The following is a 26,892-nucleotide window of genomic DNA, read 5'->3' on the forward strand; positions in this document are numbered from 1 at the left end:
TTTTTCGTCCTGTCAAGAAGGTTATTTCTTTAGAAGTGTTTCAGCCTTCAACAAGTCTTCCGGCTTACCAAGATCCATCCACAATTCTGTTGAATCGTAGAAACCAGCTATCTTATGATTTTTAGCTAATCGCAGATATAAATCAATTATAGAAAATGCACCCTCTTCTTCAATCAGCTCCAACAACTTTGAGTCGATAATATGAATACCTGAAAAACTATAAGCCTTAGAATTCAAATGACTATCATTCACAATTTTTTCTTCATGAGTTGCATCATTTTTCCAGGCACAGAGTAAACCGTCCTGATTAAAGCACAGATACCGATCAGTCTTTTTATCAATTAAATTCAATGTTGCTAATGCATTATTCTGCTTGTGAGCCAATAAAAGCTCTCCTAAATCTAAAGAACTCAACACGTCTACATTATAAATTAAAACGGGAGAATCAGGAATGAATAATGGCGCTGCCTTTTTAATTGCCCCTCCTGTATCCAACAGGAGCTCTCTCTCATCCGAAATTCTGATATCCATCCCAAAATTTTTATTTGATTCGAGAAAATCTTCTATTTGATCGGCAAAATGGTGAACATTTATCACAATTCTATCCACACCAAAAGCTCTCATCTTCAGAATGCAATGCTCTAACAGAGGTTTTCCATTCAGTTTGACCAAAGCTTTAGGGCAATTCTTTGTATAGTGATGCAAGCGTGTACCAAGACCCGCAGCAAATATCATTGCATTAATCATGTTGTCTTTTTATTTCTTTTGCATCGCAAAGTTTTTTCACATTCTTAGCGACACGTGCACATTTTTTACAGACATACTTTTCACCACCTTTACAAAGCTTATCTGCGTATTCTGTTTTCGATAATTTACAACGCTTCTTACCCATAGCTAAAAGGTCTTTACACTCCCCATTTCAAGGTGTTTAAGCTCAATTTGAACATCGTATTTACCCTCAATATATTTAGCCAAATAGTCAGCTGCATACACCGATCGGTGTTGGCCTCCAACACAACCAAAATAAATATCCAATTGTTTTATTTTCTGTTTTTGAGATTTATCAATGGCAAAATCAAGAACAGCGCATACAGATTTTAGAAATGCATGCATGCTTGTTTCTTCTTTGAAAAAAGTAGGTAGAAATTCTGAATTCATATGACTTTCTTCAAAACGAATGTCACCAACAGGATCATCAATTATTCGACAATCAAAAACAAAACCATCAGGTTGAATACCTCTTCGATATGAAAAGCTCTGAATCGATACTTTCAGCTTATTCTCCTCAACAAGACCTACTGAATTTAAAAATTCTGATTCACACACCCTTTTCAATGCAGCCAACAACTCTGGAAATTCAACAGAGAAATCCAAATGAGGCAATATTTCTCTTAAATCTCGCAAGGCATAGGGTATTGATTGCAGAAAGTGCACTTTCTTCTCATAAAAACCTCTAAAACCAAAAGCGCCCATAGCTTGCATCTTACGTATCAAAACATAGCCATAATAATAGGTTTTAAACGCTTTTATATCAACTTGCTTATACGAACTCAACTCATCCAAATAATAAGCTAAAAGTTCATCACGTACAGCCTGAGGGAAATCAGCCTTAGCATCGTATAAGAGGGATGCCAAATCGTATGGTAAAGCTCCCTTTCGTCCTCCTTGATAATCTATAAACTTGGGCTCACCATCTTTTAACATGACATTTCTCGATTGAAAATCTCTATAGAGAAAATAGTCATCCGGGGCTTGCAATAAGTAATCAGTAAACTTCAAATAATCATCCTCAAGCAATTGCTCATCAAAAGGCACTTTGGCCAGCTTCAGAAAATAGTATTTAAAATAATTCAGATCCCACATCATAGATTGCTTATCAAAAGCAGCTCTAGGGTAAGCAACCGAATAATCTAATCCCTCACCGCCTTCTATCTGAAAACGGATTAATTCTTTAATCGTTTTTTTCAGAATGAGAATAAGTGAATCCGGAAAATGATTGCCTTTTCGTTCTTTTTGAATAAAATCGAAAAGCATGGTATCGCCAAAATCATCCTGTAAATAAATATCTTTAGATTCGTCCACAGCCAAAATTGAAGGAACTGGCAAATCTTTCGATTTAAAATGACGACTAAACGTGATAAAGGCTTTATTTTCTTTTTTATCAGCATTATAAACGCCCATTACGGTCTGTTTCTTCCCGATTAAACGAATATACTGACGATACGAACCAGATGGAGGAATCAGCTCGGTTCGCACAAGTTGGTCACCAGTTGATTCTTCAAAAAGTTTGATAATATTTTGTTCTATATTTTTCTTCATAAAGAATGAAAGTTTCGATATCAATAAAATTAAAGTTTCTTGCTTACAAAAAGAAGTAACACAAAAGAACTTCGATAAGCAGAGCTGGCAACATATTTAAAACACGAATTCTTTTAATATCAAGGATCGTGACACCCAATCCCAGAATTAAAATCCCGCCTATTCCTGTTAGCTCAGTAATGATGGCATCCGGAATGATATTGCCAAAAAACACGGCCAACAGGGTTAGGGCTGCCTGATAAATAAACAAGGGAACTGATGAAAACATGACACCAATACCAAAAGCTGCCGTTAAAGCAATGGCAGAAAAGCCATCCATAATCGACTTGGTAAATAAGAGGTTGGCGCCTTTCCCCATGCCTTCTTCAAAACAACCTAAAATGGACATACTCCCCATACAAAACAAAAGGAAAGCAGTAATCATTCCTGTAGAAAAGGAGTTATCCTCTTCCTTGCCTAACTTACGTTTAATTATATCACTTAGCTTTTCAGTGCCTTTTTCAATATTGATCCATTCTCCAAGTAAAGATCCTGTGACCAAACTAAAGATCATAATCAGCATGTTATTGGCTTTAAAAGCCATAACCAAACCTAAACTGATTGTAAACAAACCTATGGCTTGAAAAACAATCTCGAAAAGCCTCTTGGGTATTCGGGAACGGAAGGCCAAACCAATAGCACTTCCAAGAATTACAGCTCCTACATTAACAAGGGTTCCAATCATCCTATCAGATTATAGATTAATTCTCATTGGGTAAGAATGAATAGTTTTTTGAGTAGTTAAGCATTTGCTCTGCAAAATCCATAGGATAACTCACCTCTACATCAACAATGATTCCTTCTTTGTAAACAGGATGATATTCCGGATTGATAAAACCAGCATAAGCAGCCAGATTCAATTTCTCAAATCGATATTTAACTTCCTGATGAATAGCCTCGTCAACTTTCACGGCATAGTTCTCAACCAATAATTTACCCGCTTCAAAATCACCTTCTGATTTGATACGCTGAACTTCTTTTAATAGTTCACCAAAGAGAACTCTTAATTTCTCGTAATCACGAATTACAAAATAAGTTTTTCCTTCTTCTTCCAGTTTCTCAATCACATTATCATCAAAACCTTTTTCAAAAACCCACTTTGCAATAAGTTGACGGTTTCTCATATGTGATTCTTCAATCTCTTTGCCCAATTCAATTCGGGTAAGCTGAGTTAATAACCCATTACGGATATAGCCATCATACTCCGCTTTACCCACTTCCAAATTAGGAATCAAGCCAAGCTCAATCAATTTTTCATCCATGATATAGTATAAGGCAAATAAATCCGCTCTCGCTTCTTCAAGTGTAGAATGGTAATTTTTCAATGCATCCATGCCTACACCTGGGAGCAATTGTCCGGAGCCATGACCTAAACATTCATGCAAATCCGTATGCAGATTGCCTCCTAAATGACCAAATTCCTTCGAACGGGCAATCTCTTCTTCACTATAAGCAAACTCTTCGAGCATTCCCCCTTTTAAAGAAGCCTGATGATAAGCATGTGTGATATTATCAATCGTCACCGACTTGCTACCATGCTCTTTACGAATCCACTCAGCATTGGGCAAATTAATGCCAATTGGCGTAGCAGGATGGCAGTCACCACCAAGCATGGCAACCGTAATCACCTTAGCACTTACCCCTTTCACAACCTCTTTCTTAAAACGCGAATCAACAGGAGAATGATCCTCAAACCACTGAGCATTTTGGGAAATAATTTTTGTGCGCTTGCTTCCTTCCAAATCCTCAAAGTTAACCACTGACTCCCAGCTTCCTTTTATAGCAAGAGCATCACCGTAAACTTCAATAAAACCATTTACCACATCAACATGCGCATCTAAATCCTTTACCCAAAGAATTGAATAATCATCAAAGGTTTTTAAATCGCCTGTTTTGTAGAATTCAATCAGTTTGATTAAGGCTTGTTTTTGCAGCTCACTATCGGCAATCGGTAAAGCTTTCTCTAACCAAAATACAATCTCTTCGATTGCTTCGGTATACATCCCCCCAACTTTCCACACTTTTTCTTTTAGCTCACCATTCTCCTTTATCAGTTTGGAATTTAAGCCAGCTGAAATAGGTCGATCAACATCGCCTTTATCAAACTGCTTGTAAAATTCTTCAACTTCCTTTTGAGAAACCGATTCATAATAGTTATTGGCCGAACTCTCAATCAAATCCATATCAGGATTAAGTACCACCCGTTTTGCCTCTGATTTTTCATCAAACATGACCTCGCTCAATCGAGTAATCAGATCAATCTCATTTTCGTTTGACTTCAAAGGCAGCAATTCATAGTTTGAATTGGCAATTAGTTCACCAAAGTATTCCTCTGTAAACTCCGGCATAATTTTATCCATGGAATAATGGTGATGTATTCCATTTGAAAACCAAACACGTTTGGTATAAACCTCAAAATTCTTGAATTCGTCGCAGTCTCTATCGCCGTCATAAGACAGAAGAATTGCTTCCAAAGTTCTTCGAATCATCAGATTGTATTTATTATTCTGATCAAACAAGATATCACGTCCGCAATGCGCCGCCTCAGATAAATAATAGATTAACTCTTTTTGTTGCAAAGTCAAATCTTCGAAACCAGGCACCTGATATCTTAATATTTTAACATCAGCAAATTGTTCCGTTTGATATATAAATTCTTCTGTCATAATTGTTGATATTGATTACACAGCTAGTCTGACAAACAGTTGCTGTACTTTTCGTAATTTTATATAGTTCTGATAACTAGTTCAGATTCCTTGTGTCAAATTCTTCGACTAAATTCCAAATGCCATTTTTTAATTCTAAAGCATCGTATGAGAAATCCGGACCGTAATATTCAAATTGATTAATATAGCGTGACTCCGAAGGAGAAAGATGATCAAAAACAACACAATTCACCCTCTCGTGATATTTTAATTGCATTTGTACCTGCTTAGAATATTCAAAAATCACACGAGACAAACGCTTTCCTCTCCAATTTATGAGAGGAAAACCAAATTCGGGATTTCCCATTTTTGAAAAGCCCAAGGTTTCAATAACTTTTTTACTTGTTCTGTTATTATTACCATCCCAACCAAGTAATAAATACAGACTCTTCTTATTGTATTTAAAAGGTACAATTTGATAATATAAAGCTCCCAACCACTGATCTGATGAAAGCTTAGTCGTCATGCTTTCTTCAACCTGCAAATTTTGTTGAAATTCAAATAAACGAGTTTTTCGTCCATCCTTTTTCTGACAAAGTGCAAAATATCTGTAGTCGCCGTTCTCCAAAGTATAGTTCCATGAAAAAATTCTCAACTGCTCATCCGGCGATGTCACCTTCCCAAGATTATTAATCAAACTAAATGGATAACTAAAACTCCCTTTCTTTCTCAGAACAGTCTTTAAATCATCCATTATCTTTTGAGAAAGACTCCACTTAACAGAATCATTGGGAGCAATTTTCAAACTCTCAAATTGAGCATTTAGATCTTGTTCAGAATCTAAAAACTTTGACTGAGCATTTAAGTTCAGAATCGTGAAAAATAATACAAATACAATAAGAAACCGTTTCAAGATCATCGTTTAGATATTTACAGCATCCATAGCTTGAATTAGAAGTGCACAGGCTTCATGTATTTCTTCATCGGTAATAACCAAAGGAGGCGCAATACGAAAAGCTCCGGGATAGAATAAGAAAGGATCCATAACAATACCTAACTCATAGGCATGCTTCATTACCTCAAGCATAATTTCCTGACTCTCCACATTCACAGCAATAAAAAGCCCCTTATTTCGAAATCCCTTAATTAAGGGATGATCTTTTAAAAGAGAAATAAAGAGTTCTCCTTTTCTATTGACATCATCAATTATCTTATCCTCCAGCAACACTTCCAGGCCAGCTAAAGCTGCTGCACAAGATACCGGATGGCCACCAAAGGTTGTGATATGTCCCAGCATAGGATTAGATTTGAAACTGTCTAAAATTCCTTTTTCAGAAATAAATGCACCAATTGGCATTCCCGCACCCATGGCTTTGGCAAGCGTTAAAATATCCGGAATCACATTAAAATGCTCAAAAGCAAATAACTTTCCTGTGCGTCCAAATCCCATCTGTACTTCATCAAAAATCAAAAGAGCGCCCGTTTCATCACAACGCTTGCGTAGGGTATCCAAAAACTCCTGAGACGGAATGATAAAACCTGCTTCTGATTGAATTGGCTCCAAAATCACACAAGCTGTTTTATGGGTGATTTTCTGAAGATCTTCAATATTATCAAACTCAATCTGGCGAATATCAGGTAAAAGCGGACGATACGCATTTTTCATCTCTTCATCGCCCAACACACTTAATGCACCATGTGTACTCCCATGATAAGCATTTTTGAAATGAACAATCTCACTTCGTCCCGTATAGCGTTTGGCTAATTTTATTGCCCCTTCGTTTGCTTCGCTGCCAGAGTTCACAAAGTAAACCGAATTTAATTTGTCAGGGAGATTATCAACCAAAAGTTTAGCCAACTTAACCTGCGGTGTTTCAATAAACTCACCATAAACCATTAGGTGCATATATTTATCTACCTGATCTTTCACGGCTTGTCTCACACGTGGATGACCATGACCTAAATTACTTACGGATACACCTGAAACCAGGTCGATGTATTTCTTCCCTTCAGGGCTGTACATATATATGCCTTCTGCTCTTTCAATCTCTAGCGAAATTGGATAGTCTGAGGTCGTTGCAACATGTTGCAAAAATAATTGTCGATTGGAAATCATAAACTTAAATTTGATAGACTACAAAAATCTTAAAAATTCCGGCCAAAAGGAAACGATAGACTTAAAATTATCTGTAATCCTAAAAATACAAATTTAGAAATACTAAAAAAGGGTTTGCTTATGCAAACCCTTGACTATCTTTTTAGATGACAACTTATCGAGTCATCAGATTTATATCACCCATTAACTTCTCGCGGTACGATTTTCCAATAGGAATCGACTTAGACCCCCCGTCAGTTGTAATAACCACTGAATTATCTTCAATTATCTCAATCTTTTTAAGGTTGACAACGTATGAACGATGAATTCTTGAGAATAAATGAGAAGGCATTTTATCTTCAATCGCTTTCATTGTAAAGTGGATGGTATACTTATCTGTAAACGTATTAACAACCACATAGTTTTCTAGTGCTTCAACCCATAAAATATCATCATAATGAAGTCTCACAAGAGTTGAATTACTCTTAATAAAGATCTCATTCTTTTCAGGTGTAAAGACAGTACTTCCGTTTTTATCAGCACGAGCATTAACCTTATTGACCGCTTTGAAGAAACGACTGTATGAAATTGGCTTCAATAAATAATCTGATACATCATACTCAAAAGCCTCTAAAGCATATTGCTCTTTAGATGAAATAATAATGACCTGAGGTGTTGTATTCAAACTATTCAAAAACTCCATTCCAGACATTTCAGGCATCTCAACATCAAGAAAAATCAAATCTATAGGATCATTTTTCTTAATATCATTAATAGCCTCAATTGCGCTTGGGTAAGAAGCAATAAGTGTAAGATAATCTGTTCTTTCAATATAACTTTCAACAACCTTTCTTGAAAGTTTATCGTCATCAATTACAACACAATTCATATGATTAAATTTATTATATCAATTTTAAAATAAAATTCAGGTGTTTATGAACACTTAAATTTCCGTGACCAAATTTAATAATCTTTTCGTGAATGACGAAAAAAAAATCATTCTCTCTAGATAAACTTAACCAAATAATATGAGAAAGTAAACAAATCAGGTCATTTTATTGCGTTTTGATAGATTTTTTAAACCTATCTATCATTTTCTGACCACTTTTAATTGATTTTTTATACCACTCTAACTTTAAATCAAGCTTTTCTTCAGCAGTCAATTGCCAATCAATATTTGAACGTCGCAAATCTGATGCTAAATGATTTAACACAAGAGAGGCCGAGACTGAAATATTAAAACTTTCTGTAAAACCATACATCGGAATTTTAACAAACTCATCAGCATTATCCATAACAACCTCGGATAAACCCGTCAGTTCTGTTCCAAAAAAGAATGCCGCTTTTCCCTTAGCAAGATCAAAATCGGGGAGCAGAATATCATTGGTATGTGGTGTTGTTGCAACAATTCGATAGCCCTCGCTCCTCAAATGATTAATGGCATCAAGGGTATTCTCATCTTTGGAATTGTATCTTTTCAAATCAATCCATTTCGATGAGCCCATAACCACTTTAGGATTGAGTTCATATTGATTCGAATTTTCAATAACATGCAAATCCTGCACCCCAAAACAATCGCATGATCGCATAACAGCACTTGCATTTTGAGGCTGAAATATATTTTCAAGAACAACCGTAATATAGCGGGTTCTATTATTTACATTTTTATCAATTAATTCAATTCGGTCTTCATTCATTACCGTTTCAAAAAATTGAATTAATTCTTGCTTCTGCTTAAAATTCATAAGGTATAAAATTAAGAATAGCGATAATAAAAACTATCGCTATTCTAAATTTAGGTTAATTACTAACCCCGATGATATAAAAAAAGGAGGTTAAAAAGATAACCTCCTCTAAATTTCTTATTCTTAAATTATTGAATTACGTCAACAAGCTCAGAACCTGCCTTAAATTTAATAACTTTTTTAGCTGGAATATCAATTGGCTTACCAGTTTGAGGGTTTCTTCCAGTTCTAGCTTCACGAGTTGAAACAGAGAATGAACCAAATCCGATAAGAGCTACTCTATCTTCGCCTTTAAGGGCTTCAGAAGTTGTTTCAATAAAAGCATCAAGAGCTTTTTTTGCATCAGCTTTAGTTAAACCGGCCTTGTTAGCCATCGCTTCAATTAATTGAGCCTTGTTCATAATTTATAAGTTTTTTGGGTTAATAAAAATGTTTTTTATCTGAATCACACACAAATATAACGGTTTTCTTAAGCTTTGCAAATTTCAGAGCATAAAAATTCGATTTTTTATGATTTTAAAGTGTCAACATAATAAACATACACTCCCCCTATTTTCACTAGATTACAGGCATAATCTGTGCACATCTTTCATTAAATCCAATACTCAAGTTAAACTTTCAACTCAAAAAAAACGATCTACAAATACAACAACAAACAACCTAAATGATTAATAATCAAAACAAACCAACGATGCAGGAAATGAAAATATTCGAATAGAACCCTATTTACAGATATTCCATTCGACATAAGCGCTTAAAAATACTTCAAGCCAGGATTACAATTTTTTGTTTAAACCAAGTAGCAAATCATGTATACTCCTACACTGTGTCACTTCTCCATCTTTATGAATCTCCCAAACCATTTCATCTTCTTTAAGATGAATAGAACAATTCCCTGTTTTTTCGCATGTAACCTGATACCCCTCACGGGATAAAGCGCGTTGCGTCCAAAAACCCATAACATCATTCCCTACCAATTGGACGATTTGTTTTTTCTGGTAATTCATAATGAAATTACCCGATTTTCGGTCGAAATTAAATGATTTATTTTTAAAAGTCTGTTCAATACTCCCGCTCAAAACCAAATCCTCAGGCGCACCAATTTTTAAGTCACTATTCTTAGACATCAACCAAATAATATCTGCCGCCTGAAGTGCCAAATCAAGTTCGTGAGTGGACAACAATATAGCCTTATCCGTTTCTTTTGCCAGGTTCCTTAAAAGACGCATAATCTCAACTCTATTAGGAAGGTCTAGATGTGCAGTCGGTTCATCCAACATGATGAGTGGTGTATCCTGAGCCAAAGCCTTTGCAATCATCACACGTTGACGTTCTCCATCACTTAACTGATTGATAAACTTATTGACATATGGCCACAATCCGACTTGCTCAAGCGCCCACTTTATCATTGATTCATCTTTTTCTGACAATCGCCCCATCCAGGATGTGTATGGATGTCGCCCAAGAGATACAATATGGTATACCGAAAGATTTCCAACTTGAAGCCGTTCTGTTAAGACAATACTCAACAAGCGTGCAATCTCACTAAAATTACGTTCACGAATAGGCACCCCCTCAACCAGGGTTTTTCCTTTCAAAGGAGTTTGTAAACCTGCTATTGTACGCATTAAAGTTGATTTTCCGGAGCCATTAGGCCCCAAAAGACAAACCAACTCCCCCCTACGAATTGTCAGATTAAGATCCGATAAAAGACACAAATCCTCGCTTCTTTTTTGCTTATACCCTATTGATAAGCCTTTTGTTTCTAATATGTCTTTAAAGTAATTATCAGTCACGGTCAATAAAATTTCTCAATACACAATTCACAAACTGAATCTTCAATTAAAATATTCTTCTAAGAAAAGGATGCTTTAACACTTCGACTTCTTAAAATCACCCATATCACAACAGGACCACCAAAAATTGCAGTCACCGAATTTATGGGTAAAGTGGTTTGATTTCCCGGAACCTGTGACAAAATATCACAAACCAACATCAAAACAGCACCGATGAGAACAACTGCCGGTAATAAAACCTTATGACTAGCCGTACCAAAAATAGCCCTCGCCATATGAGGAACAGCCACACCTATAAATGCAATTGGTCCCGTAAATGCGGTTAAAGTTCCCGCAACAAGAGCCGTACTAATAATCACCCAAATTCGGGTTCTGTTTACCGAAATTCCAACACCTCGTGCATAATTCTCACCCAGCAGCAAAGCATCGAGAGGTTTTATCAAAATAAAAGACATCAATAGACCAATAACGACAACAGGCGCCATCAAATGCATTTCATTCCACGTCACCCCACTAAGACTACCAAATGTCCACACAATAAAACTTTGAAGCTGCTCGGGATCACTGAAATATTGCAAAATATTAACGACTGCTCCGGTAATGCTCCCAAACATAATACCGATAATTAACAGTGAAACACTATCCGAAATTCGGATTGAAGCCATTCCAATAATTACAAAAATGACAGATGCTCCAGCAATAGCAGATACCACCAAAGCCCAACTTCCAAGAAAACCATATATGGCTCCAAAAACACCTGGTAGTATAGCTGAAGCCATTACCATTAAAGCAACTCCCAAACTTGCACCGGAGCTAATGCCTAAAACGTAAGGTCCGGCCAACGGATTCCGAAATAAAGTTTGCATCATCAAACCAGAAACAGACAATCCTGCACCAACAAGAATTGCGGTAATCGCTTTGGGCAATCTAAAATTTAGTATAATATAATTCCATGAGGTTTTTACATCTTCCCCAGTAAGAATTGCAATAATTTTATCAGAAGGTATACTCACGCTCCCAAGTACAAGATCGACAACCAAAAATACGGCTATCAAAATCATGAGGCTAACAAATAGAAATATTTTAGTCTTATTCTGCATTTTCAATTCGATTATCTTTTCTATCTAAAAATATACAATTCAGCTACTCCAATTTTTGATAAAAATACAGATCATAATCAGGAAACAATTCCGGATGTAAAATCTTGGCAACATCTTTAAGCATCAAATCCGGACGTATCACACCCGACTCGAAATAGTCATTAGCTCCTTTTTCATTCTTACGCTTTGTCATAGAATAAACCTGACCATCCCTATAAGCTTGAAACAAGGTATAACGCTCATCCAAGTCGGCCATCTCCTTTAAACTCCGACACTGAGCCGGTCCAAACCAAATTTTAGCACCGGATTGTTTCTCCAAAACCACCTCAAAACTTAGAGGAATACTTCCTTGAGAAGAATCTGAGAACCAACAATAGTCCCCTTTTGCATCTCTCAACAGCTGAGCCAGGTAACTCTGTCCACCTGGCATGTACCAAATCCCTTTAAAATGATATCCGGAAATAACTCCCGGTCTGTTTGTCACATGATTAATTTCCGATTTAATGTTCAAATAGCGCTCTTCAAGTGAAGTAAAGAGTTTATCCGCTTTTTCTTCTTTATTAAAAAAAGCAGCTATAAACTTAGCCCACTCCGCACGGGCAAGAAGACTACTCTCCATCCACTCGATATTAAAAGCCACGGGCAAACCTGCATCTATCAATTTAGCTTCATCATTCGAAATTTTCATGTAACCTGATACCATAACAAGTTCCGGTGAAATATCGATAATTTTTTCAAAATCGAAAGTCATCCCCTGTCCTGATCCGGCACCAGCAACCTCTCCTTTTTCAATTCTCTTATTTAAATCGTCACTATAAATCCGATCCGGCATTGACACAGCAACGACTTTATCAAGTACTCCAAGAAAATTCAATATTCCAATTTGAGTATTCGACAGAGAAGCAATACTCCTAACCGGAACTTCAATAATTTGCCCATCTGACGGCAAACTCAGCTTTTGTTTTTTACCTCTGGGAATTAAGTAATACTTCTGAAAGATTTCACCTTTATTCCAGGGATCCATAACAGATAATTCTTTATATCCATCATGCCTTTCAATTTTAAAACCCTTGGCATATTTTATATTTGAAGTGAATTGGAATGAAGAATCAACCGAAGTAGTTTGATTTTCAGTTTTAGATTCAGTTTTCTTACTTGAAGATTGACCACAAGACGTAATCAAAAAAACACTACATGCTACAGCCAGCATCATTAGTTGACGAATACCCATTTCATAAAATTAGAATGGGAAGTAGAAAAGAAGACATAACCTCACAGTTATGATCTCGTTACTCAACTCCCGAAGTTACGAATAAAAAAAATTGAGGCAGGTCTTCTGGCTTATCCATTCAAACCCCTTCCCATTCCCTCAAAGCAATTGAGATCGAAATAGTGGTTATAATGTTTGAACATACAATTCGAATAATCGAACAGGACATACAGCTGCGGGAACAGCTCCGGCTTTAAACCGGATTCCCTTTTAATTCCAATAACAGGAAACCTATATGCTGCAAAGCTATGCAATATTTATAAAAAATAAGCAAGACAGCCTTTTTCCTTGTCAAAAATTGAATAGCAAAAGAGGCTATTGACAAACAATAACCTCTTTATAATTTATACATCTCCTTCCTTATCGACATCTTCTGAAACAGAGCTCTCTTTTTTCTTTCGTCCGGAATCCTTTAGAGATTTATCTATAATCCATTCGATTTGCCCATTGACACTTCGAAATTCATCAGAAGCCCACTTCTCCAACTTTTTATAGATTTCCGGATTTAATCGTAAAACAAAGGATTTCTTTTTAGTCATATTTTTTAATTATTGATACAAACTCCCCGTATTCAATACTGGCGTTGCATCCTTATCAGAACAAAGCACAACCATCAGACTACTTACCATAGTTGCCTTTTTATCTTCATCTAATTCAATTACATCTTTTTCTTTCAGTTGCTCAAGAGCCATTTCAACCATACTCACAGCACCTTCAACAATTTTAAATCGTGCAGCAACTACTGCTGTGGCTTGCTGACGGCGCAGCATCGCTCCTGCAATTTCCGAAGCATAAGCCAAATAATTGATTCTGGCTTCCATCACCTCTATACCCGCAATTTCTAGTCTTTCTGAAAGTTCCTTTTCAAGCAACTCACTCACCTCATTACCTCCTGAACGCAAAGTGATCTCAGCCTGTTCATCTTCAAAATTGTCATATGGATAAGCTCCTGCCATTCCTCGGATAGCTGCCTCCGATTGAATCGCTACAAAATTGGAATAATCATTAACATCAAAAGTAGCTTTAAATGTATCTTTTACCCGCCATACTAAAACAACACCTATCATAATTGGATTCCCAATTTTATCATTTACCTTAATCGGATCACTATCAAGATTGCGTGCCCGCAAAGATACTTTTCTCTTCGAAAAAAACGGGTTTACCCAGAAAAAACCATTTGCTTTCACTGTTCCCTTATATTCTCCAAATAAGATTAAAACAACAGACTGATTGGGATTGACGATCACAAAACCTGGCAACAAAAAAATTGCAGCCAAAATTGCAATCACAAAAGCCGGATGATGAATAATTGCCAATCCAAAAACTCCAGCTAAAATTAAAATCAGGACTGAAAAAATCATAAAGTAGCCTGACATTGGTGAAAAACTCTTTTCTTGTTTCATTTTTATATATTTTGATATTATTTTGATATCAAATCTAAAAAATTTATTTTAATTGAACAAGTCTTCGTTTTCGAAGAGTCTAAAAGACTAATACCTAAATGTTAAAAATCAGATTTAATTATCAATAAAATTTATGCGAATGGCATTCCAATTATGTTTAAATACTACTAACAAACTCTGCGCAAAAATCGAATAGTTCTAGTCACTTGTTACACATAGCCAATATCATTTTTTTGTTAAATTTAAGTTAATAAATTTCTTCTTTGAACAAATCCGACCTGCATTTAACAAAGATCTTATCAACCAGACACTTAGCTATAATTTAAGTCGTAACTAATTGATTACCAGTGCTGAAAATTAATTTATTTTTTTTTCAATCTCTAACAGCTGATGTTTCAAGGGCTAAATCTTCTTTTTTAAAAGTCAAGTTTAAATTCATTTTTTTTACAGATTTTTTTTATCCAAATTTGCATGACCCAACAAAATCTAACCATTAAAACGACTTAAAATTCTGAACAAGAAATGAACAATAATCACTTCCAAATCTGGGAAAATTGCTTAACTGTAATAAAGGATAATGTTTCGCCAATTAGTTTTAGTACATGGTTTCAACCTATTGTACCATTAAAATTGGATAACGAAATTCTTACTTTACAGGTACCTAGCCATTTTTTCTACGAGTATCTGGAAGAGAAGTATATTGATCTGCTTAGAAAGACTTTAAGAAAAGAACTTGGGCCCAATGCTAAGTTAGAATACAACGTGGTAATGGAGAACAATCACATGGCAAATGTGAAACCTCTGTCGGTTGTTGTACCTGGAAATAATCCGGCAAATACAAAAAACCGCCCCGTAAAAAATCCGTTCTCACAAGAGGAACCTAGCATCAAGAATCCATTCGTTATTCCTGGTATCAAAAAATTACAAATTGATTCTCAGCTTAACCCTGATTATACTTTTGCTAATTTTATTGAAGGCGACTGCAACCGTTTAGCCCGTTCGGCAGGTTGGGCCGTTTCTGAAAATCCAGGGGGAACAGCTTTTAACCCGCTTGTATTATATGGCGATTCGGGATTAGGTAAAACTCATTTGGCTCAATCAATCGGATTAAAAGCCAAAGAACTTCACCCTGAAAAAACCGTTTTATACGTTAGTTCTCAGAAATTCCAAACACAGTTTACTGAAGCTATTCGTAACAACAATAAAAATGATTTCCTTCATTTCTATCAAATGATCGACATCTTAATTATTGATGATATTCAGGAGCTGGCTGGTAAAGAGAAAACTCAAAATACATTCTTCCATATTTTCAATCACCTGCACCAATCAGGGAAACAATTAATTTTGACTTCTGATAAGGCTCCTATTGAATTGAAAGGAATGGAAAACCGTTTGCTTTCTCGTTTCAAATGGGGATTGTCAGCAGATTTGCAAAATCCTGATTACGAAACAAGAGTTCGTATTTTACAGCAAAAAGCTTATAAGGACGGTATCATTCTCGAAGCAGATGTAATTGAATATATTGCCACACATGTTACCAATAATGTGCGTGAACTGGAAGGTGCTCTTATTTCACTTCTTGCTCAATCAACTCTTAACAAAAAGGAGTTAAACCTTGAGCTTGCTATTGAAATTATTGACAAGTTGGTGAAAAATACGAAACGTGAAATTTCTATCGACTACATTCAAAAGATTGTTTGTGATCATTTCAACATGGCCGTTGATTTGCTTCAAGCTAAAACCAGAAAACGTGAAATTGTTCAAGCGCGTCAAATTGCAATGTATTTTTCTAAATCGATGACAAAGGCTTCATTATCAACCATTGGTTCTCAGATTGGGAAGAAAGATCATGCTACAGTACTACATGCTTGCAAAACGGTAAACAATCTGATTGACACCGACAGAGCTTTTAAGACTCAAATTGACGAGATAAATAAAAAACTAAAGATGTAATTGCTTACAGCCTTACATTTAAAAATATACAAAGGAGCTGTTCTAAAAAGAGCAGCTCTTTTTTTTAACAACTAAAATTTAGAAATAAAATATGCTACTCATCCTACTCGCTATATTAACCTCAACAGGTATATTTATTTGCTTCAAAAGTTTTGAAAAGTTCAAAATTGAAATTTTGCCAGCCATAGTTATCAACTATATTATTGCTGGACTTATGAGTTATATCCTGACAGATAATTCGGTTTCGATGCAACAACTCTCTGAACAAAACTGGTTTGGATTTGCCCTATTAATTGGTCTACTCTTTATTGTTGTCTTTTTTATTATTGGTAAATCCTCGCAAAAGGCAGGTATCACCATAACGAGTTTGGCGAGTAAAATGTCTTTCATTATCCCCATCCTATTCTCAATCTTATATTTTAAAGAGTCTGTTAATCTGATTATGCTTATAGGATTTATACTGGCAATCGCTTCAATTATTCTTGCCGTATACAAACCTTCAAACAAATCGAATAAGATTAAATACATATGGCTGCCTTTTTCCCTCTTTCTTGGAGCCGGACTTGTGGATAGCTTGGTTAAATATTCTCAAGAAACATTTTTAAGCAAGGGAGGTTCAGCTATATTCTCTCTCGTCCTTTTTGCCATTGCCGCACTCGCAGGTTTAATCAGTTTATACATCCAAAAGAGATCTCTGAAACAATTACTATCAATCAATACACTTATTGGAGGAAGCATTTTAGGTATAGCTAACTTTGGTTCGCTCTACTATTTGATTGCTGCACTAAACAGTTCAGGATTTAAAAGTTCAGTTGTTTTTAGCATGGTAAATATTGGTATTGTTTCCTTATCCCTTATATTTGGACTTTTCATTTACAAAGAAAAAATCAGCAAACTCAATTACTTTGGAATTGCACTCGCTTTTGTTGCAATTATTATTTTAACTCAGTAATTAAGTTGAAAAGAAGTAAACTGATGCATTATGCAAACAGATAGTTATAAAACCATTGAAACCCCTTCAGAAGGAATCTACAAAGAAAAAGGGAGTAAGTTTATTGCTTATGCCTTTCCTGTAACTTGTGAAGATGAGATAAAAGAACAAATCGAAAAACTCAAAAAGGAATATTATGATGCACGTCATCATTGCTATGCCTACATGCTGGGGGCCGATAAGAAGGACTTTCGTGCCAATGATGATGGTGAACCCTCCTCTACGGCCGGGAAGCCCATTTTAGGCCAAATATTGTCGGCTGACCTAACGAATATTCTAATTGTTGTGATCCGTTATTTTGGAGGAACAAAACTAGGCGTTAGTGGTTTGATTCATGCCTACAAAACTGCTGCTCAGGATGCCATTGCCAATGCCCAAATCATTGAAAAAACGGTAAATGACATCTATGATATTTATTTTGATTATCTGGTTATGAATGATGTCATGAGAATCATTAAAGAAGAGCAGCCTCTACAAATCGATCAGGACTTTAATCTCAATTGTCGAATCACCTTAAGTATCAGACAAAGTGAGGTTGATAAAATTATCGAGCGATTTACCAAAATTGACAGTTTAAAAGCCGAGCATATTAGAACAGAATAAAAAAATCCCGCCTTATATAAAGCGGGATTCCAATATCTAATCGAATAAACTTACCATATACGGGAACTCTCCCATCTGATAAAGCTTATACACAATCTTAGCTTCGTGAGCAGCATCATCCAATCCTCGATGCGCTTCGATATATCCTGTATCTCCAAAGAAGAAATCCCATGCCTCTTCAACCTTTGGCCATTTAAACCCTCGACGGCCGTTAGCTGCAGGAAGCTTCACAATGGGTGTCGATAAATGCATAGGGCAATCAAGTTCCTTTATCTGAAAACCTCTGTCTTTCAAGAAACCAAAATCAAAAGCCTTATTGTAAGCCGTTACTCTATACTGATCTAATAAATCTTGAATTTCTTCTCTTTGGCTCTCTAAACTTGGCGCTTCCAAAACATCTTCAAACTGAAGATCAGAATTCTGAAAAATCCAACCAAATCCACCACGCGTATGCGAAGCATTCAAGCCATCTTCCTTAATTAAAGAATCGTAAACAGGAGTTACCTCTCCGGTGTCAAGATCCAGTTTTACAATTCCAATTTCAACAATCTTTCCTCCCTGATTCAAAAAACCAGTCGTTTCTATATCTAATACTAATATTTCTTTAGCCATATTTTTATTTTAGTGTGTGAACAATGAGCCCTGTCAAATAAACCAAGACGAATTGAGGATTAAAAATAAGTCAATCCTATCAAAAAAACTTACTGCAACTTATCTTTTTTCGGGATAATTGGCAAGTATTCTGTTTGCACATTGCTCATCGACCGAAACAAATTGGTTCTAATTCGCTCATCATCACCTGCTAATCTATCAATTAGTTTATTGGTTTCTTTACGCTTTGTCACATCTTCATGAGGGCACAATTCTTTTTCCAATACAAAATTACTGATACGACTATACTCCCGCATTTCTTCATTTCTGAGATATATCAGTGGTCGGATCAAAATGATATTCCCCTGAAACATACTCAGCTTAGCTGGCATACTGCACACGGCTCCCTGATACATCATATTCATTAATAAAGTTTCCAAGGCATCATCCATATGATGACCTAAGGCCAATTTATTACATTTCAACTCATCAGTCATTTTAAAAAGAGTCGTTCTTCTGTGCCACGAGCAGCGAAAACAAGCCGGCTTTTTACTTGGGCGTTCAAAATCAACATTGATATCCCGATAGATCATTGGCACATCCAACTTTCGGCAAAATTCATCTAAAAAATCCCTATCAACCTGATAAGGCAGCTCCAAAACATTGATATGCACAGCCACAACTTCAAAATTCTGCTTCTTAAACTTGCGTCGGAGAGCAAGCAATTCGAGCAATGCAAGCGAATCCTTCCCTCCTGAAACACCAACCATAATTCGATCACCATCCTCAATCAACTCGAAATCACTAATCGCCTTACCCATTCGTTTAGCAACTTTTCGTTGGAAAAAAATATCCCTTTTCTCTTCTTCTGTTTTTGGCCTTTTAACGCTCTCCATAATCTTTCAATTTAAGATTGCCAAAAATAACAGAATCTAAAGATGATAAGGCGTAAAAAAACAATTTAAAATGAGTTGGGATAATACCAAAGCATATCTGTTGTGACTAACTGATTATTGAGAAATTAAAATTACTTTTGCCGAATGCAAGCAAACAAGATAAACACTCAGGAGATTTTAAAAAAAATAGGCATTAAGGCTTTAAAGCCAATGCAGGAAGATTGTATTAAAGCCTGGAATGACCACAAAGACATTATCCTTCTTTCACCAACTGGATCAGGTAAAACCCTCGCTTTTTTACTTCCTCTACTCAATCAAATTGATGAAAACAAAAAAGAAGTTCAAGTTTTGATTTTAGCTCCTTCGAGAGAACTGGCTATACAGATAGAATCTGTATTTAAAAGTCTTGCAACGCCATTCAAAGTAAATTGTTGCTATGGCGGACACGCCATGAGAATAGAGAAAAACAGTTTAGCAACACCTCCTGCCGTACTAATTGGTACACCTGGTCGTATTGCCGATCATTTACGTCGTGAAAACTTTTCACCTGATAGTATCAATACCATCATTCTTGATGAATTTGATAAATCTCTGGAACTTGGTTTCCATAGAGAAATGGGCGAAATTATTGAACAACTCGATTGCATTGAAAAAAGAATATTAACATCAGCCACAAAAAGCGAAAGCATACCCGATTTTACAGGTGTAAAAAATCCTTTTGAAATCAATTATCTGGTTGACGAACCCAAACAATCTCTAACAGAGAAAATCGTTCGTGCTGATGGCAAAGATAAATTAGCAGCCTTGTTTAATTTAATCTGCCACAATGGGAATGAATCAACACTGGTCTTTTGTAATCATCGCGATACAGTTGATCGAATTAGTGATTTGTTAAAAGATTCACACTTGCAACACGACACCTTTCACGGGGGACTAAAGCAAGAAGAACGTGAAAAGGCATTGATTAAATTTAGAAACGGATCTCACTCCATTTTAATCACGACAGATTTAGCATCCAGAGGGCTTGACATCCCTTCAATCAAACATGTGATACATTATCAGTTGCCAACAACTTCAGACGCTTACATCCACCGAAATGGACGGACAGCAAGAATGGATGCATCAGGCTGTTCCTACTTTATTTTGTCAGAAAGTGATTACCTGCCTGAATTCATCAATCAAAATATTGAAGAACTGGTTATTCCTGATAATATCACATTACCCGAAGATCCGGAATGGCTGACTATCTATATAGATGCAGGTAAAAAAGATAAGATTAATAAAATGGATATCGTCGGCTTCTTTATGAAAAAAGGCGAATTAGGAAAAGATGAATTGGGAAAGGTTGAAGTTCTCGATCATGCTTCTTTTGTGGCTGTAAAGCGCAAACTGGCAACTCAACTTCTGAGAAAACTGAAGGATGAACGCATCAAGAAAAAGAAAGTAAAGATGGCGGTGAGTTATTAATCTCAATATCTTTAGAATCTTAGAGCAATAATCAGAATCGACTGTTTAATGAACAGTGTTTTATATAAAAAAAGGTGTCCTTGCAGGACACCTTTTTTTATATAAATGAATAAATTAATTATTTCTGGACATCATACTCCTCAAAAGCAACATCAAATGAGACATAATCATCAGCCCCAGTTCTATTATCATTTTTAGATGTAATGACTAATGTTCCATAATAATCTTTTCCTCCTCTTGAGTGTTTAATTAAGTAACTATCACCAACGGTAACATCACTCACAACAGTCATAGGAGTTCCAGCATCAAAAGCAGCCTTTAAAACAGGAAGATTCCCCATTAATTCTTCAAGAGCTTCGTCACTAATTGCAACTAAAGAAGTAGAATTCATAGTTTCAAGTCCTTGCTCTAAACTCGCAAAATCATGAGTGAATTTAACCGTGCAAGCAGTTTCAGCTATATCAATAATTGAATCACCAACTAAATCGTAACCAGGTTTTTCAACATTTACATTGATAGACTTTGAATCACCTAGCAAATACTCACTAATAATAATTGAAGTTGAAACAGTGTCAGTAAAAGTACCAACCTTAGCAATTAATTGAACAAATACAGTATCATTCTTGGTATAATCTGACCCCTTGATAGGAATGTTCAAATTATCAGCATCGTATGCTTTTGAACCTAACGATGCAAAAGTCGCCATTTCACCTACCTTTATAAATGGCTCTACAATTATTGCGGTAGAAGTTTTAGGGCTTACTTTATAAGTAAAGTTTTTAACAACATCTGAAAGCTCATAAACAGCCACTTCATCACCGTCCTCATCTACAGGATTATCAATGCTTGTAGCAGATACCATTTTTATAGTAGTATACATTTCTTTTTCTTTACCATCAACAGTGGCATAAACATATAGTCGTGAAGCATCACCTATTTCAGATAATTCTAGGTCGGATCTTTTTAACGTCACACTATATTTGTTATTAGCAGCAGTTCCTGTATTGATTTCATTTCCATCATATACAAGTCTTACATTTGTTACTGTTTTTGTTGTAGTAACAAAATCAATTGTTGTGGCTAACTCACTATCTAAAACAGTAAACTTAGTCGCTGATAAATCTAGCTTAGCAGTATCATAGTAATTAATTTCTGGATCATAATCCTCGCATGCAACGAGGCTTACACCCAAAAACATTACTAAAATATATTTAAAAATATCTTTTTTCATAATATTGTTGTTTAATTAGTTTTTATCCCACCAAAGTTTAGTTGTCGCTTTATCACCACCGATAGCAGCAGCTGCAGCATCATAGTTTTCCTCATTCATATCATTCTCATCATATGGATATGGGTAACGAACAGGAATATCACCATAGGTTAATTCTTCTGGAACATTCAAAATTGGAAAATCCAATCGTCTCCACTCTGTCCATCCTTCAACACCACGATTATACATCGCAATCCACTTTTGAGTACCTATTTTCTCCTTCCAATTACCAGAAGCAGTTGCATAAGCTACAGCAGGCTGAGCAAGATATGCAGCAGCATCAGCAGCAGTTCCTCCATATTGCAAAACACTTGCAGTGATCGCGTTATTATAATGAGATTCAGCAGTACCAGGTACCGACCATCCTCTTTCCACAGCCTCTGCTAAAAAGAATTCTTTTTCAACGTAATCTGCTAAAATAACAGGTAAATCAGCCTCAAAAAACATATCTGTAAAATGAGAGAAATTACCATAAGCTCCACCAGCGGTTAACCCATAGGTTAATCCAACATAAGCACCATCCTTTTTAGTAAACCATAGAGGTAAACGTGGGTCATTTAAAGCATTCATTTTATCAATCAAGGTATTTGAAGGTACATAATCTGAACGATTATCAACCACAAAACCTTGATATATTGTATTTACATAAGGCTCTAATCCTAAATAGTTAAAAATAGCACCTTCTGAAGCAGAATATAACTCTGAATCTGAAGCAAGAGCCTCTACAATAGCTTGTGAGCCAAACGCAGGAATATCAGCCATACGCATAGCCATTCTCAACTTCAAGGCTTTAGCCAACTGTCTCCACTTAACAATATCACCTTCGAATAAAAGATCAGAAGAACCAAAAGTACCAGCAGTTTCATCTAATGTTGCAATTGCTGTATTTAATCTTGATAATACATCAGCATAAATAGTAGCAGCATCATCGTATTTTGGTTGCGTGACATCTTGATCTGCCATAAAAGCTTCAGTGTAAGGAACATCACCAAATGTTTCTGTTAATAATGTCCAACAATAGACTTCCAACACTTCAGTAATAGCAATTTTGTTATTCGCCTCATCAAGCAAACCACCTGTATAATTGGCAGCAGTTAAAATTTTCTTAACTTCTTCGAAATCCATTAATGCATCACGATATATTTCTCTAAAGAAAGCATCAGGAATACCTCTATCCTGAAAATCATAACGAGATTCATTAGTATAAGTCGTTTCCATCCAATACTGAGCTAAAAGTCTAGAAATATTGGCATTCACACTCATACTGTTATATTGACCTACAAACTGAACCTGAGCAGCTGTAAGCAGAGTTCCTGCAGGAACTTCGGTCGCTCTTTTAGGATTTATATTGTCATCTAACTCACAAGAGACAAATCCAAAGCCAACCAATGCGACTAAAAGATATATTAATTTTTTCATCATTTTTCTTATTATTAATTAAAAGCCTAATGTGATATTAAAACCATAAGATCTTGTAGTAGGATAAGATCCATTAGAAACACCTTGCATATTACCAGCACTTTGTCCAGTTTCTGGATCGAATCCAGGGGTATTTTTATGCAAAATCGCGAGATTTCTACCAACAGCAGTAAAAACTGCTTTCGTAAAGAATGTTTTACTTAAGATACTCTTAGGAAGAGTGTAAGAAAGAGCAACTTCTCTTAATTTCACATAAGATGCATCAAATACGTATCTTGCAGTTGGAGTTCTACCATAATACTGATCACCACCCCAATAGTTGGCACGTGCAAAAGTTGTATTTGGAGATCCATCTTCATTTACAGCTTCAGCATGTAGAATACCACCACCGTCAGAAACTGCATCACGCTTAGGATTACCTTTAGAGTTTAAACCAGCAGTTTCTTTGTAAAGACCTGTTGCTAAACCATATTTACGGTCTGTAGAATAAATGTCACCACCTTGTTGAATATCAATCAAAGCACGTAAAGTAATTCCTTTATATGACAAAGTATTAGTAATACCTGCGTTCCAATCAGGTTGAATGTTACCAATTACAACATCAGTCTCGTCAGTCTTCTTGTAATAACCATTGGCATCCACAACTTTCTTTCCATTAATACGTTGGAAATCGGTACCCTTAATAACACCATAAGCTTCGCCTACTGCAGCATTAACGGTCACATCCCATGCAGATCCAAGAACAATATTCTTAACTTTACCGTACAATTCTTTAACCTCATTCTTGTTCTGAGCCCAGTTCACACTCATGTTCCAAGAAAAATCATTGCTCTTAACTGGAGTTGCATGAAATGCTAATTCAACACCCTTATTTTCAATTTCACCAGCATTAACATACTTTCGTTGGTAACCAGTTGCAAAAGGAACACTTACATCCATAATCTGGTCAAAAGAGTTTGACTTATAATAGGCAATATCAAAACCAAATCTGTTATCAAAGAAATTAGCCTCTAAACCTATCTCTGAACTCTTCGTAGATTCAGACTTAAGATTAGGATTCAACATAGTATTGTTAACAGAATACGAGGAATTTTTATCCCAATTGACATTTTGAGTATAAGTCGCCTTTAAGTTGTATGGATTAGTATCATTACCAACCTCAGCATAATTAGCTCTTAATTTGGCAAATGTCAGAAATGAGAGATCTTTCAGAGCTCCTAATTGAGAAAGAATTAATGATCCTGAAATCGCAGGATAATCATAAGCATTATCATCAATTGGTAACGTAGATGACTCATCATGACGGAAAGAAGCCTCCAAGTAAGCAAAGTTCTTATAACCTACCGAAACGTTAGCATAAACACTGTTAATATTATTATCTTCTTCCCACTCTGTTGCAGATTTTGCAACGGTAGAATTGGAAACAGAATATAAACCTGGAACAACAAGACCACCTTCAGTTTCAGCAAAAATTCTCTTTACTCTGTTCTCACGGTATGAAGCACCAATTAAACCAGATAAATTAAAATCATTGATTTGTTTATGAAATTTCAACATCAAATCTGAATTCAATTCAGCAAAGTTTCTTCTATAATTAGAGAAATAAGACTGACTGTTACTGTTTACAGCAATTCTTTCATTTTGAATTTCGCTATAACTATCAAGAGAATTTCGCCATGACAAAGAAAATACATCATTAAATTTGTAATCTAAAGTAACATATCCAAAGACTCTATTTCTTTCATCATTCTCATAATTCTCATAACGAGTCCAATATGGGTTATTAGCATAAATTGGATCCAAATTAGTAGGACTGGAAGCGTTCCAGGTTCTTTGATCACCATCAGCAGTTTTATAGTTGTTCTTTAATCTCTTAAAATCAAGATTGGTTTGGAACCATTGTGCAAAATTCTGCATTGGGTTATTATCGTCATAACCTGTTCCGTATCTTCCTTTGCCTTTTGTGTTTACATAATTAACGTTAGCCTCAGCTGACAACTTATCATTCAATTCTAATTTTGATCTGAAAGCAATAGAATTCTTTTTAATACTTGAATTTGGTAAAATACCTGATTCATCTGAATTCGTAAATGACAGTCTAAAATTATAACCATCCTGTCCCCCTTCTAAAGCAACACTATTTACATATTTAATACCTGTTTCAAAGAAACTATAAACTGTATTGTCTTTACCTGGAGCAACCCAAGGACGAGTCTCTCCATAGTTAGCTGCATTAGGGTCAAGAGCATCCCAATGTACTACTTGTAAATTTGGATCAAAAGCAGCTCCCCAAGATGCATCTTCAGAAGTTGGAACCACTAACTTTTCAGTTCCGTTAAAGTCAGATACAAAAAAATTATCACCAGGACCTCCATCATAATAAGGACCATAACCAGCACCATACTCATACTGATACTCAGGCATAGTCGCTTTATTAATTGTAGACCATGTAATACCAGAATTAACTGTTACGCCAATTCCATTTCTTTTTTTCCCTTTTTTGGTTGTAATTAAGATAACACCATTAGCAGCTCTTGAGCCATATAGAGCTGTTGCTGCAGCACCTTTAAGAATAGACATTGACTCAACATCATCAGGGTTGATATCCATAGCAGCATTACCATAATCGTAACCGCCATTACCATTCATCTGAGCTGCAGTGTTGGTATTTGAGTTATCCATTGCAACACCATCAATCACGAACAATGCCTGGTTATTACCCAATAAAGAAGCAGTACCTCTAATCAAAATATTAGCAGACCCCCCCATAGTGTTAGATTGACGAATGGCAACACCAGCAACTTTACCAGAAAGTGAGTTCACAATATTTGTTTCTTTCACCTCACTTACGGCTTCGCCACCAATTTCTGTAACAGCATATCCAAGAGATTTCTTCTCTCTTGTTACACCTAATGCTGTAACAACAACCTCATCCATACCTATAGATTCAGTTTCAAGAACTACATCAATCACAGTCTTAGTTCCAACTGTAATTTCTTTAGTTACCATACCTACAAAACTAAATACAAGCACATCACTTGCAGAAGCTTCAAGGCTATATTTACCGTCGATATCAGTACTAGCACCAATAGTGGTACCTTTAACAACGACAGACACTCCAGGCATTCCGAGCCCGTCATCAGCACTTGTCACAGTACCAGATATTTGCTTGCTTTGCGCAGTCACTATTTGGGTTCCTACTAGAAGTAGAAAGACAAATAGTCCAATTAATTTTTTCATAAATAATTCTTTTTAGTTAGTAATTAAAGTAAAGATGCAAATGGTTATAT

Annotated in this window: 24 protein-coding genes and 1 riboswitch; of the genes, 4 read left to right on the forward strand and 20 right to left on the reverse strand. The window is 35.8% G+C overall.

The window, feature by feature from the left end; translation table 11 throughout:
* Positions 1-21: 21 nt before the first annotated feature.
* From EO244_RS09965 to EO244_RS10030, 15 genes are all read right to left on the reverse strand, one after another.
* Positions 22-747, reverse strand: a complete 726-nt coding sequence (locus EO244_RS09965) for a nucleotidyltransferase family protein (protein ID WP_206734532.1) — start codon at positions 745-747, stop codon at positions 22-24.
* Positions 740-892, reverse strand: coding sequence for a hypothetical protein (locus tag EO244_RS16940; protein WP_164977462.1), 153 nt, complete (start codon positions 890-892; stop codon positions 740-742). Before EO244_RS16940 ends, EO244_RS09965 begins: the two co-directional genes overlap by 8 nt.
* 2 nt (positions 893-894) lie before the next feature.
* Positions 895-2,319 carry a RapZ C-terminal domain-containing protein gene (locus tag EO244_RS09970; protein ID WP_129254531.1) on the reverse strand — a complete coding sequence of 475 codons (1,425 nt, stop codon included), beginning with the start codon at positions 2,317-2,319 and terminating at the stop codon, positions 895-897.
* 43 nt (positions 2,320-2,362) lie between these two features.
* Positions 2,363-3,043: a DUF554 domain-containing protein gene (locus EO244_RS09975; protein WP_129254532.1), complete on the reverse strand. Its 681-nt coding sequence runs from the start codon at positions 3,041-3,043 to the stop codon at positions 2,363-2,365.
* Between the two features lie 16 nt (positions 3,044-3,059).
* Positions 3,060-5,024, reverse strand: coding sequence for a dipeptidyl-peptidase 3 family protein (locus EO244_RS09980; RefSeq protein ID WP_129254533.1), 1,965 nt, complete (start codon positions 5,022-5,024; stop codon positions 3,060-3,062).
* A gap of 76 nt (positions 5,025-5,100) precedes the next feature.
* Positions 5,101-5,916, reverse strand: a complete 816-nt coding sequence (locus tag EO244_RS09985) for a hypothetical protein (protein WP_129254534.1) — start codon at positions 5,914-5,916, stop codon at positions 5,101-5,103.
* A gap of 9 nt (positions 5,917-5,925) precedes the next feature.
* Positions 5,926-7,119, reverse strand: a complete 1,194-nt coding sequence (locus EO244_RS09990; protein WP_241687968.1) for an aspartate aminotransferase family protein — start codon at positions 7,117-7,119, stop codon at positions 5,926-5,928.
* Positions 7,120-7,273: 154 nt separating this feature from the next.
* Positions 7,274-7,987 (reverse strand): LytR/AlgR family response regulator transcription factor, encoded by a 714-nt coding sequence (locus tag EO244_RS09995; RefSeq protein WP_129254535.1) that lies wholly within the window; start codon positions 7,985-7,987, stop codon positions 7,274-7,276.
* 166 nt (positions 7,988-8,153) lie between these two features.
* Complete coding sequence (locus tag EO244_RS10000; RefSeq protein ID WP_129254536.1) at positions 8,154-8,843, reverse strand: TrmH family RNA methyltransferase; 690 nt, start codon at positions 8,841-8,843, stop codon at positions 8,154-8,156.
* Positions 8,844-8,971: 128 nt separating this feature from the next.
* Entirely contained in the window at positions 8,972-9,244 is a 273-nt protein-coding gene (locus EO244_RS10005) for an HU family DNA-binding protein (RefSeq protein WP_125031835.1), read from the reverse strand.
* A gap of 375 nt (positions 9,245-9,619) precedes the next feature.
* Entirely contained in the window at positions 9,620-10,639 is a 1,020-nt protein-coding gene (locus tag EO244_RS10010; RefSeq protein ID WP_164977463.1) for an ABC transporter ATP-binding protein, read from the reverse strand.
* A gap of 59 nt (positions 10,640-10,698) precedes the next feature.
* Positions 10,699-11,739: a FecCD family ABC transporter permease gene (locus tag EO244_RS10015; RefSeq protein WP_129254538.1), complete on the reverse strand. Its 1,041-nt coding sequence runs from the start codon at positions 11,737-11,739 to the stop codon at positions 10,699-10,701.
* Positions 11,740-11,782: 43 nt separating this feature from the next.
* Positions 11,783-12,970, reverse strand: coding sequence for an ABC transporter substrate-binding protein (locus EO244_RS10020; protein WP_129254539.1), 1,188 nt, complete (start codon positions 12,968-12,970; stop codon positions 11,783-11,785).
* Positions 12,971-13,048: 78 nt separating this feature from the next.
* Positions 13,049-13,259: riboswitch (cobalamin riboswitch) on the reverse strand.
* Positions 13,260-13,353: 94 nt separating this feature from the next.
* On the reverse strand, positions 13,354-13,548 hold the full coding sequence (locus EO244_RS10025) for an Arc family DNA-binding protein (RefSeq protein ID WP_129254540.1): 195 nt from the start codon (positions 13,546-13,548) through the stop codon (positions 13,354-13,356).
* 9 nt (positions 13,549-13,557) lie between these two features.
* Complete coding sequence (locus tag EO244_RS10030; protein ID WP_129254541.1) at positions 13,558-14,412, reverse strand: SPFH domain-containing protein; 855 nt, start codon at positions 14,410-14,412, stop codon at positions 13,558-13,560.
* 522 nt (positions 14,413-14,934) lie between these two features.
* On the opposite strand from EO244_RS10030, the gene dnaA reads away from it, so the two are divergent.
* The 3 genes from dnaA to EO244_RS10045 all read left to right on the forward strand — a co-directional run bounded on the left by dnaA (position 14,935) and on the right by EO244_RS10045 (position 17,959).
* The gene (gene dnaA / locus EO244_RS10035; protein ID WP_129254542.1) at positions 14,935-16,365 is read left to right on the forward strand and encodes a chromosomal replication initiator protein DnaA; all 1,431 of its coding nucleotides are present in this window, start codon (positions 14,935-14,937) and stop codon (positions 16,363-16,365) included.
* Positions 16,366-16,456: 91 nt separating this feature from the next.
* Entirely contained in the window at positions 16,457-17,317 is an 861-nt protein-coding gene (locus EO244_RS10040; RefSeq protein ID WP_129254543.1) for an EamA family transporter, read from the forward strand.
* A 30-nt stretch (positions 17,318-17,347) separates the two neighbouring features.
* On the forward strand, positions 17,348-17,959 hold the full coding sequence (locus EO244_RS10045; RefSeq protein WP_129254544.1) for an IMPACT family protein: 612 nt from the start codon (positions 17,348-17,350) through the stop codon (positions 17,957-17,959).
* A 36-nt stretch (positions 17,960-17,995) separates the two neighbouring features.
* Here the strand turns inward: EO244_RS10045 and EO244_RS10050 are convergent, their stop codons facing one another.
* Both EO244_RS10050 and EO244_RS10055 read right to left on the reverse strand, forming a co-directional pair.
* On the reverse strand, positions 17,996-18,571 hold the full coding sequence (locus tag EO244_RS10050; RefSeq protein WP_129254545.1) for a 3'-5' exonuclease: 576 nt from the start codon (positions 18,569-18,571) through the stop codon (positions 17,996-17,998).
* An 89-nt stretch (positions 18,572-18,660) separates the two neighbouring features.
* On the reverse strand, positions 18,661-19,446 hold the full coding sequence (locus tag EO244_RS10055; RefSeq protein WP_129254546.1) for a tRNA 2-thiocytidine biosynthesis TtcA family protein: 786 nt from the start codon (positions 19,444-19,446) through the stop codon (positions 18,661-18,663).
* A 144-nt stretch (positions 19,447-19,590) separates the two neighbouring features.
* Between EO244_RS10055 and EO244_RS10060 the strand changes: the two genes are divergently transcribed.
* Positions 19,591-20,913 carry a DEAD/DEAH box helicase gene (locus EO244_RS10060; protein ID WP_206734533.1) on the forward strand — a complete coding sequence of 441 codons (1,323 nt, stop codon included), beginning with the start codon at positions 19,591-19,593 and terminating at the stop codon, positions 20,911-20,913.
* A gap of 118 nt (positions 20,914-21,031) precedes the next feature.
* Here the strand turns inward: EO244_RS10060 and EO244_RS10065 are convergent, their stop codons facing one another.
* From EO244_RS10065 to EO244_RS10075, 3 genes are read right to left on the reverse strand one after another with little or no spacing between them, the layout of a single operon-like run.
* Positions 21,032-22,144, reverse strand: a complete 1,113-nt coding sequence (locus EO244_RS10065; protein ID WP_129254547.1) for a hypothetical protein — start codon at positions 22,142-22,144, stop codon at positions 21,032-21,034.
* A 15-nt stretch (positions 22,145-22,159) separates the two neighbouring features.
* Positions 22,160-23,602, reverse strand: a complete 1,443-nt coding sequence (locus tag EO244_RS10070) for a SusD/RagB family nutrient-binding outer membrane lipoprotein (RefSeq protein WP_164977464.1) — start codon at positions 23,600-23,602, stop codon at positions 22,160-22,162.
* A gap of 18 nt (positions 23,603-23,620) precedes the next feature.
* Entirely contained in the window at positions 23,621-26,842 is a 3,222-nt protein-coding gene (locus tag EO244_RS10075) for a SusC/RagA family TonB-linked outer membrane protein (RefSeq protein ID WP_129254549.1), read from the reverse strand.
* Positions 26,843-26,892: the final 50 nt, after the last annotated feature.

The organism is Ancylomarina salipaludis (assembly GCF_004122035.1).
Taxonomy (GTDB): domain Bacteria; phylum Bacteroidota; class Bacteroidia; order Bacteroidales; family Marinifilaceae; genus Ancylomarina; species Ancylomarina salipaludis.

Excerpts from the sequence above, each read along its gene's own strand:
- EO244_RS09965 (WP_206734532.1), bottom strand. The coding sequence starts at position 747 with ATGATTAATGCAATGATATTTGCTGCGGGTCTTGGTACACGCTTGCAT.
- EO244_RS16940 (WP_164977462.1), bottom strand. The coding sequence starts at position 892 with ATGGGTAAGAAGCGTTGTAAATTATCGAAAACAGAATACGCAGATAAG.
- EO244_RS09970 (WP_129254531.1), bottom strand. The coding sequence starts at position 2,319 with ATGAAGAAAAATATAGAACAAAATATTATCAAACTTTTTGAAGAATCA.
- EO244_RS09975 (WP_129254532.1), bottom strand. The coding sequence starts at position 3,043 with ATGATTGGAACCCTTGTTAATGTAGGAGCTGTAATTCTTGGAAGTGCT.
- EO244_RS09980 (WP_129254533.1), bottom strand. The coding sequence starts at position 5,024 with ATGACAGAAGAATTTATATATCAAACGGAACAATTTGCTGATGTTAAA.
- EO244_RS09990 (WP_241687968.1), bottom strand. The coding sequence starts at position 7,119 with ATGATTTCCAATCGACAATTATTTTTGCAACATGTTGCAACGACCTCA.
- EO244_RS09995 (WP_129254535.1), bottom strand. The coding sequence starts at position 7,987 with ATGAATTGTGTTGTAATTGATGACGATAAACTTTCAAGAAAGGTTGTT.
- EO244_RS10000 (WP_129254536.1), bottom strand. The coding sequence starts at position 8,843 with ATGAATTTTAAGCAGAAGCAAGAATTAATTCAATTTTTTGAAACGGTA.
- EO244_RS10005 (WP_125031835.1), bottom strand. The coding sequence starts at position 9,244 with ATGAACAAGGCTCAATTAATTGAAGCGATGGCTAACAAGGCCGGTTTA.
- EO244_RS10015 (WP_129254538.1), bottom strand. The coding sequence starts at position 11,739 with ATGCAGAATAAGACTAAAATATTTCTATTTGTTAGCCTCATGATTTTG.
- EO244_RS10020 (WP_129254539.1), bottom strand. The coding sequence starts at position 12,970 with ATGGGTATTCGTCAACTAATGATGCTGGCTGTAGCATGTAGTGTTTTT.
- EO244_RS10025 (WP_129254540.1), bottom strand. The coding sequence starts at position 13,548 with ATGACTAAAAAGAAATCCTTTGTTTTACGATTAAATCCGGAAATCTAT.
- EO244_RS10030 (WP_129254541.1), bottom strand. The coding sequence starts at position 14,412 with ATGAAACAAGAAAAGAGTTTTTCACCAATGTCAGGCTACTTTATGATT.
- dnaA (WP_129254542.1), top strand. The coding sequence starts at position 14,935 with ATGAACAATAATCACTTCCAAATCTGGGAAAATTGCTTAACTGTAATA.
- EO244_RS10040 (WP_129254543.1), top strand. The coding sequence starts at position 16,457 with ATGCTACTCATCCTACTCGCTATATTAACCTCAACAGGTATATTTATT.
- EO244_RS10045 (WP_129254544.1), top strand. The coding sequence starts at position 17,348 with ATGCAAACAGATAGTTATAAAACCATTGAAACCCCTTCAGAAGGAATC.
- EO244_RS10050 (WP_129254545.1), bottom strand. The coding sequence starts at position 18,571 with ATGGCTAAAGAAATATTAGTATTAGATATAGAAACGACTGGTTTTTTG.
- EO244_RS10055 (WP_129254546.1), bottom strand. The coding sequence starts at position 19,446 with ATGGAGAGCGTTAAAAGGCCAAAAACAGAAGAAGAGAAAAGGGATATT.
- EO244_RS10060 (WP_206734533.1), top strand. The coding sequence starts at position 19,591 with ATGCAAGCAAACAAGATAAACACTCAGGAGATTTTAAAAAAAATAGGC.
- EO244_RS10065 (WP_129254547.1), bottom strand. The coding sequence starts at position 22,144 with ATGAAAAAAGATATTTTTAAATATATTTTAGTAATGTTTTTGGGTGTA.
- EO244_RS10070 (WP_164977464.1), bottom strand. The coding sequence starts at position 23,602 with ATGAAAAAATTAATATATCTTTTAGTCGCATTGGTTGGCTTTGGATTT.
- EO244_RS10075 (WP_129254549.1), bottom strand. The coding sequence starts at position 26,842 with ATGAAAAAATTAATTGGACTATTTGTCTTTCTACTTCTAGTAGGAACC.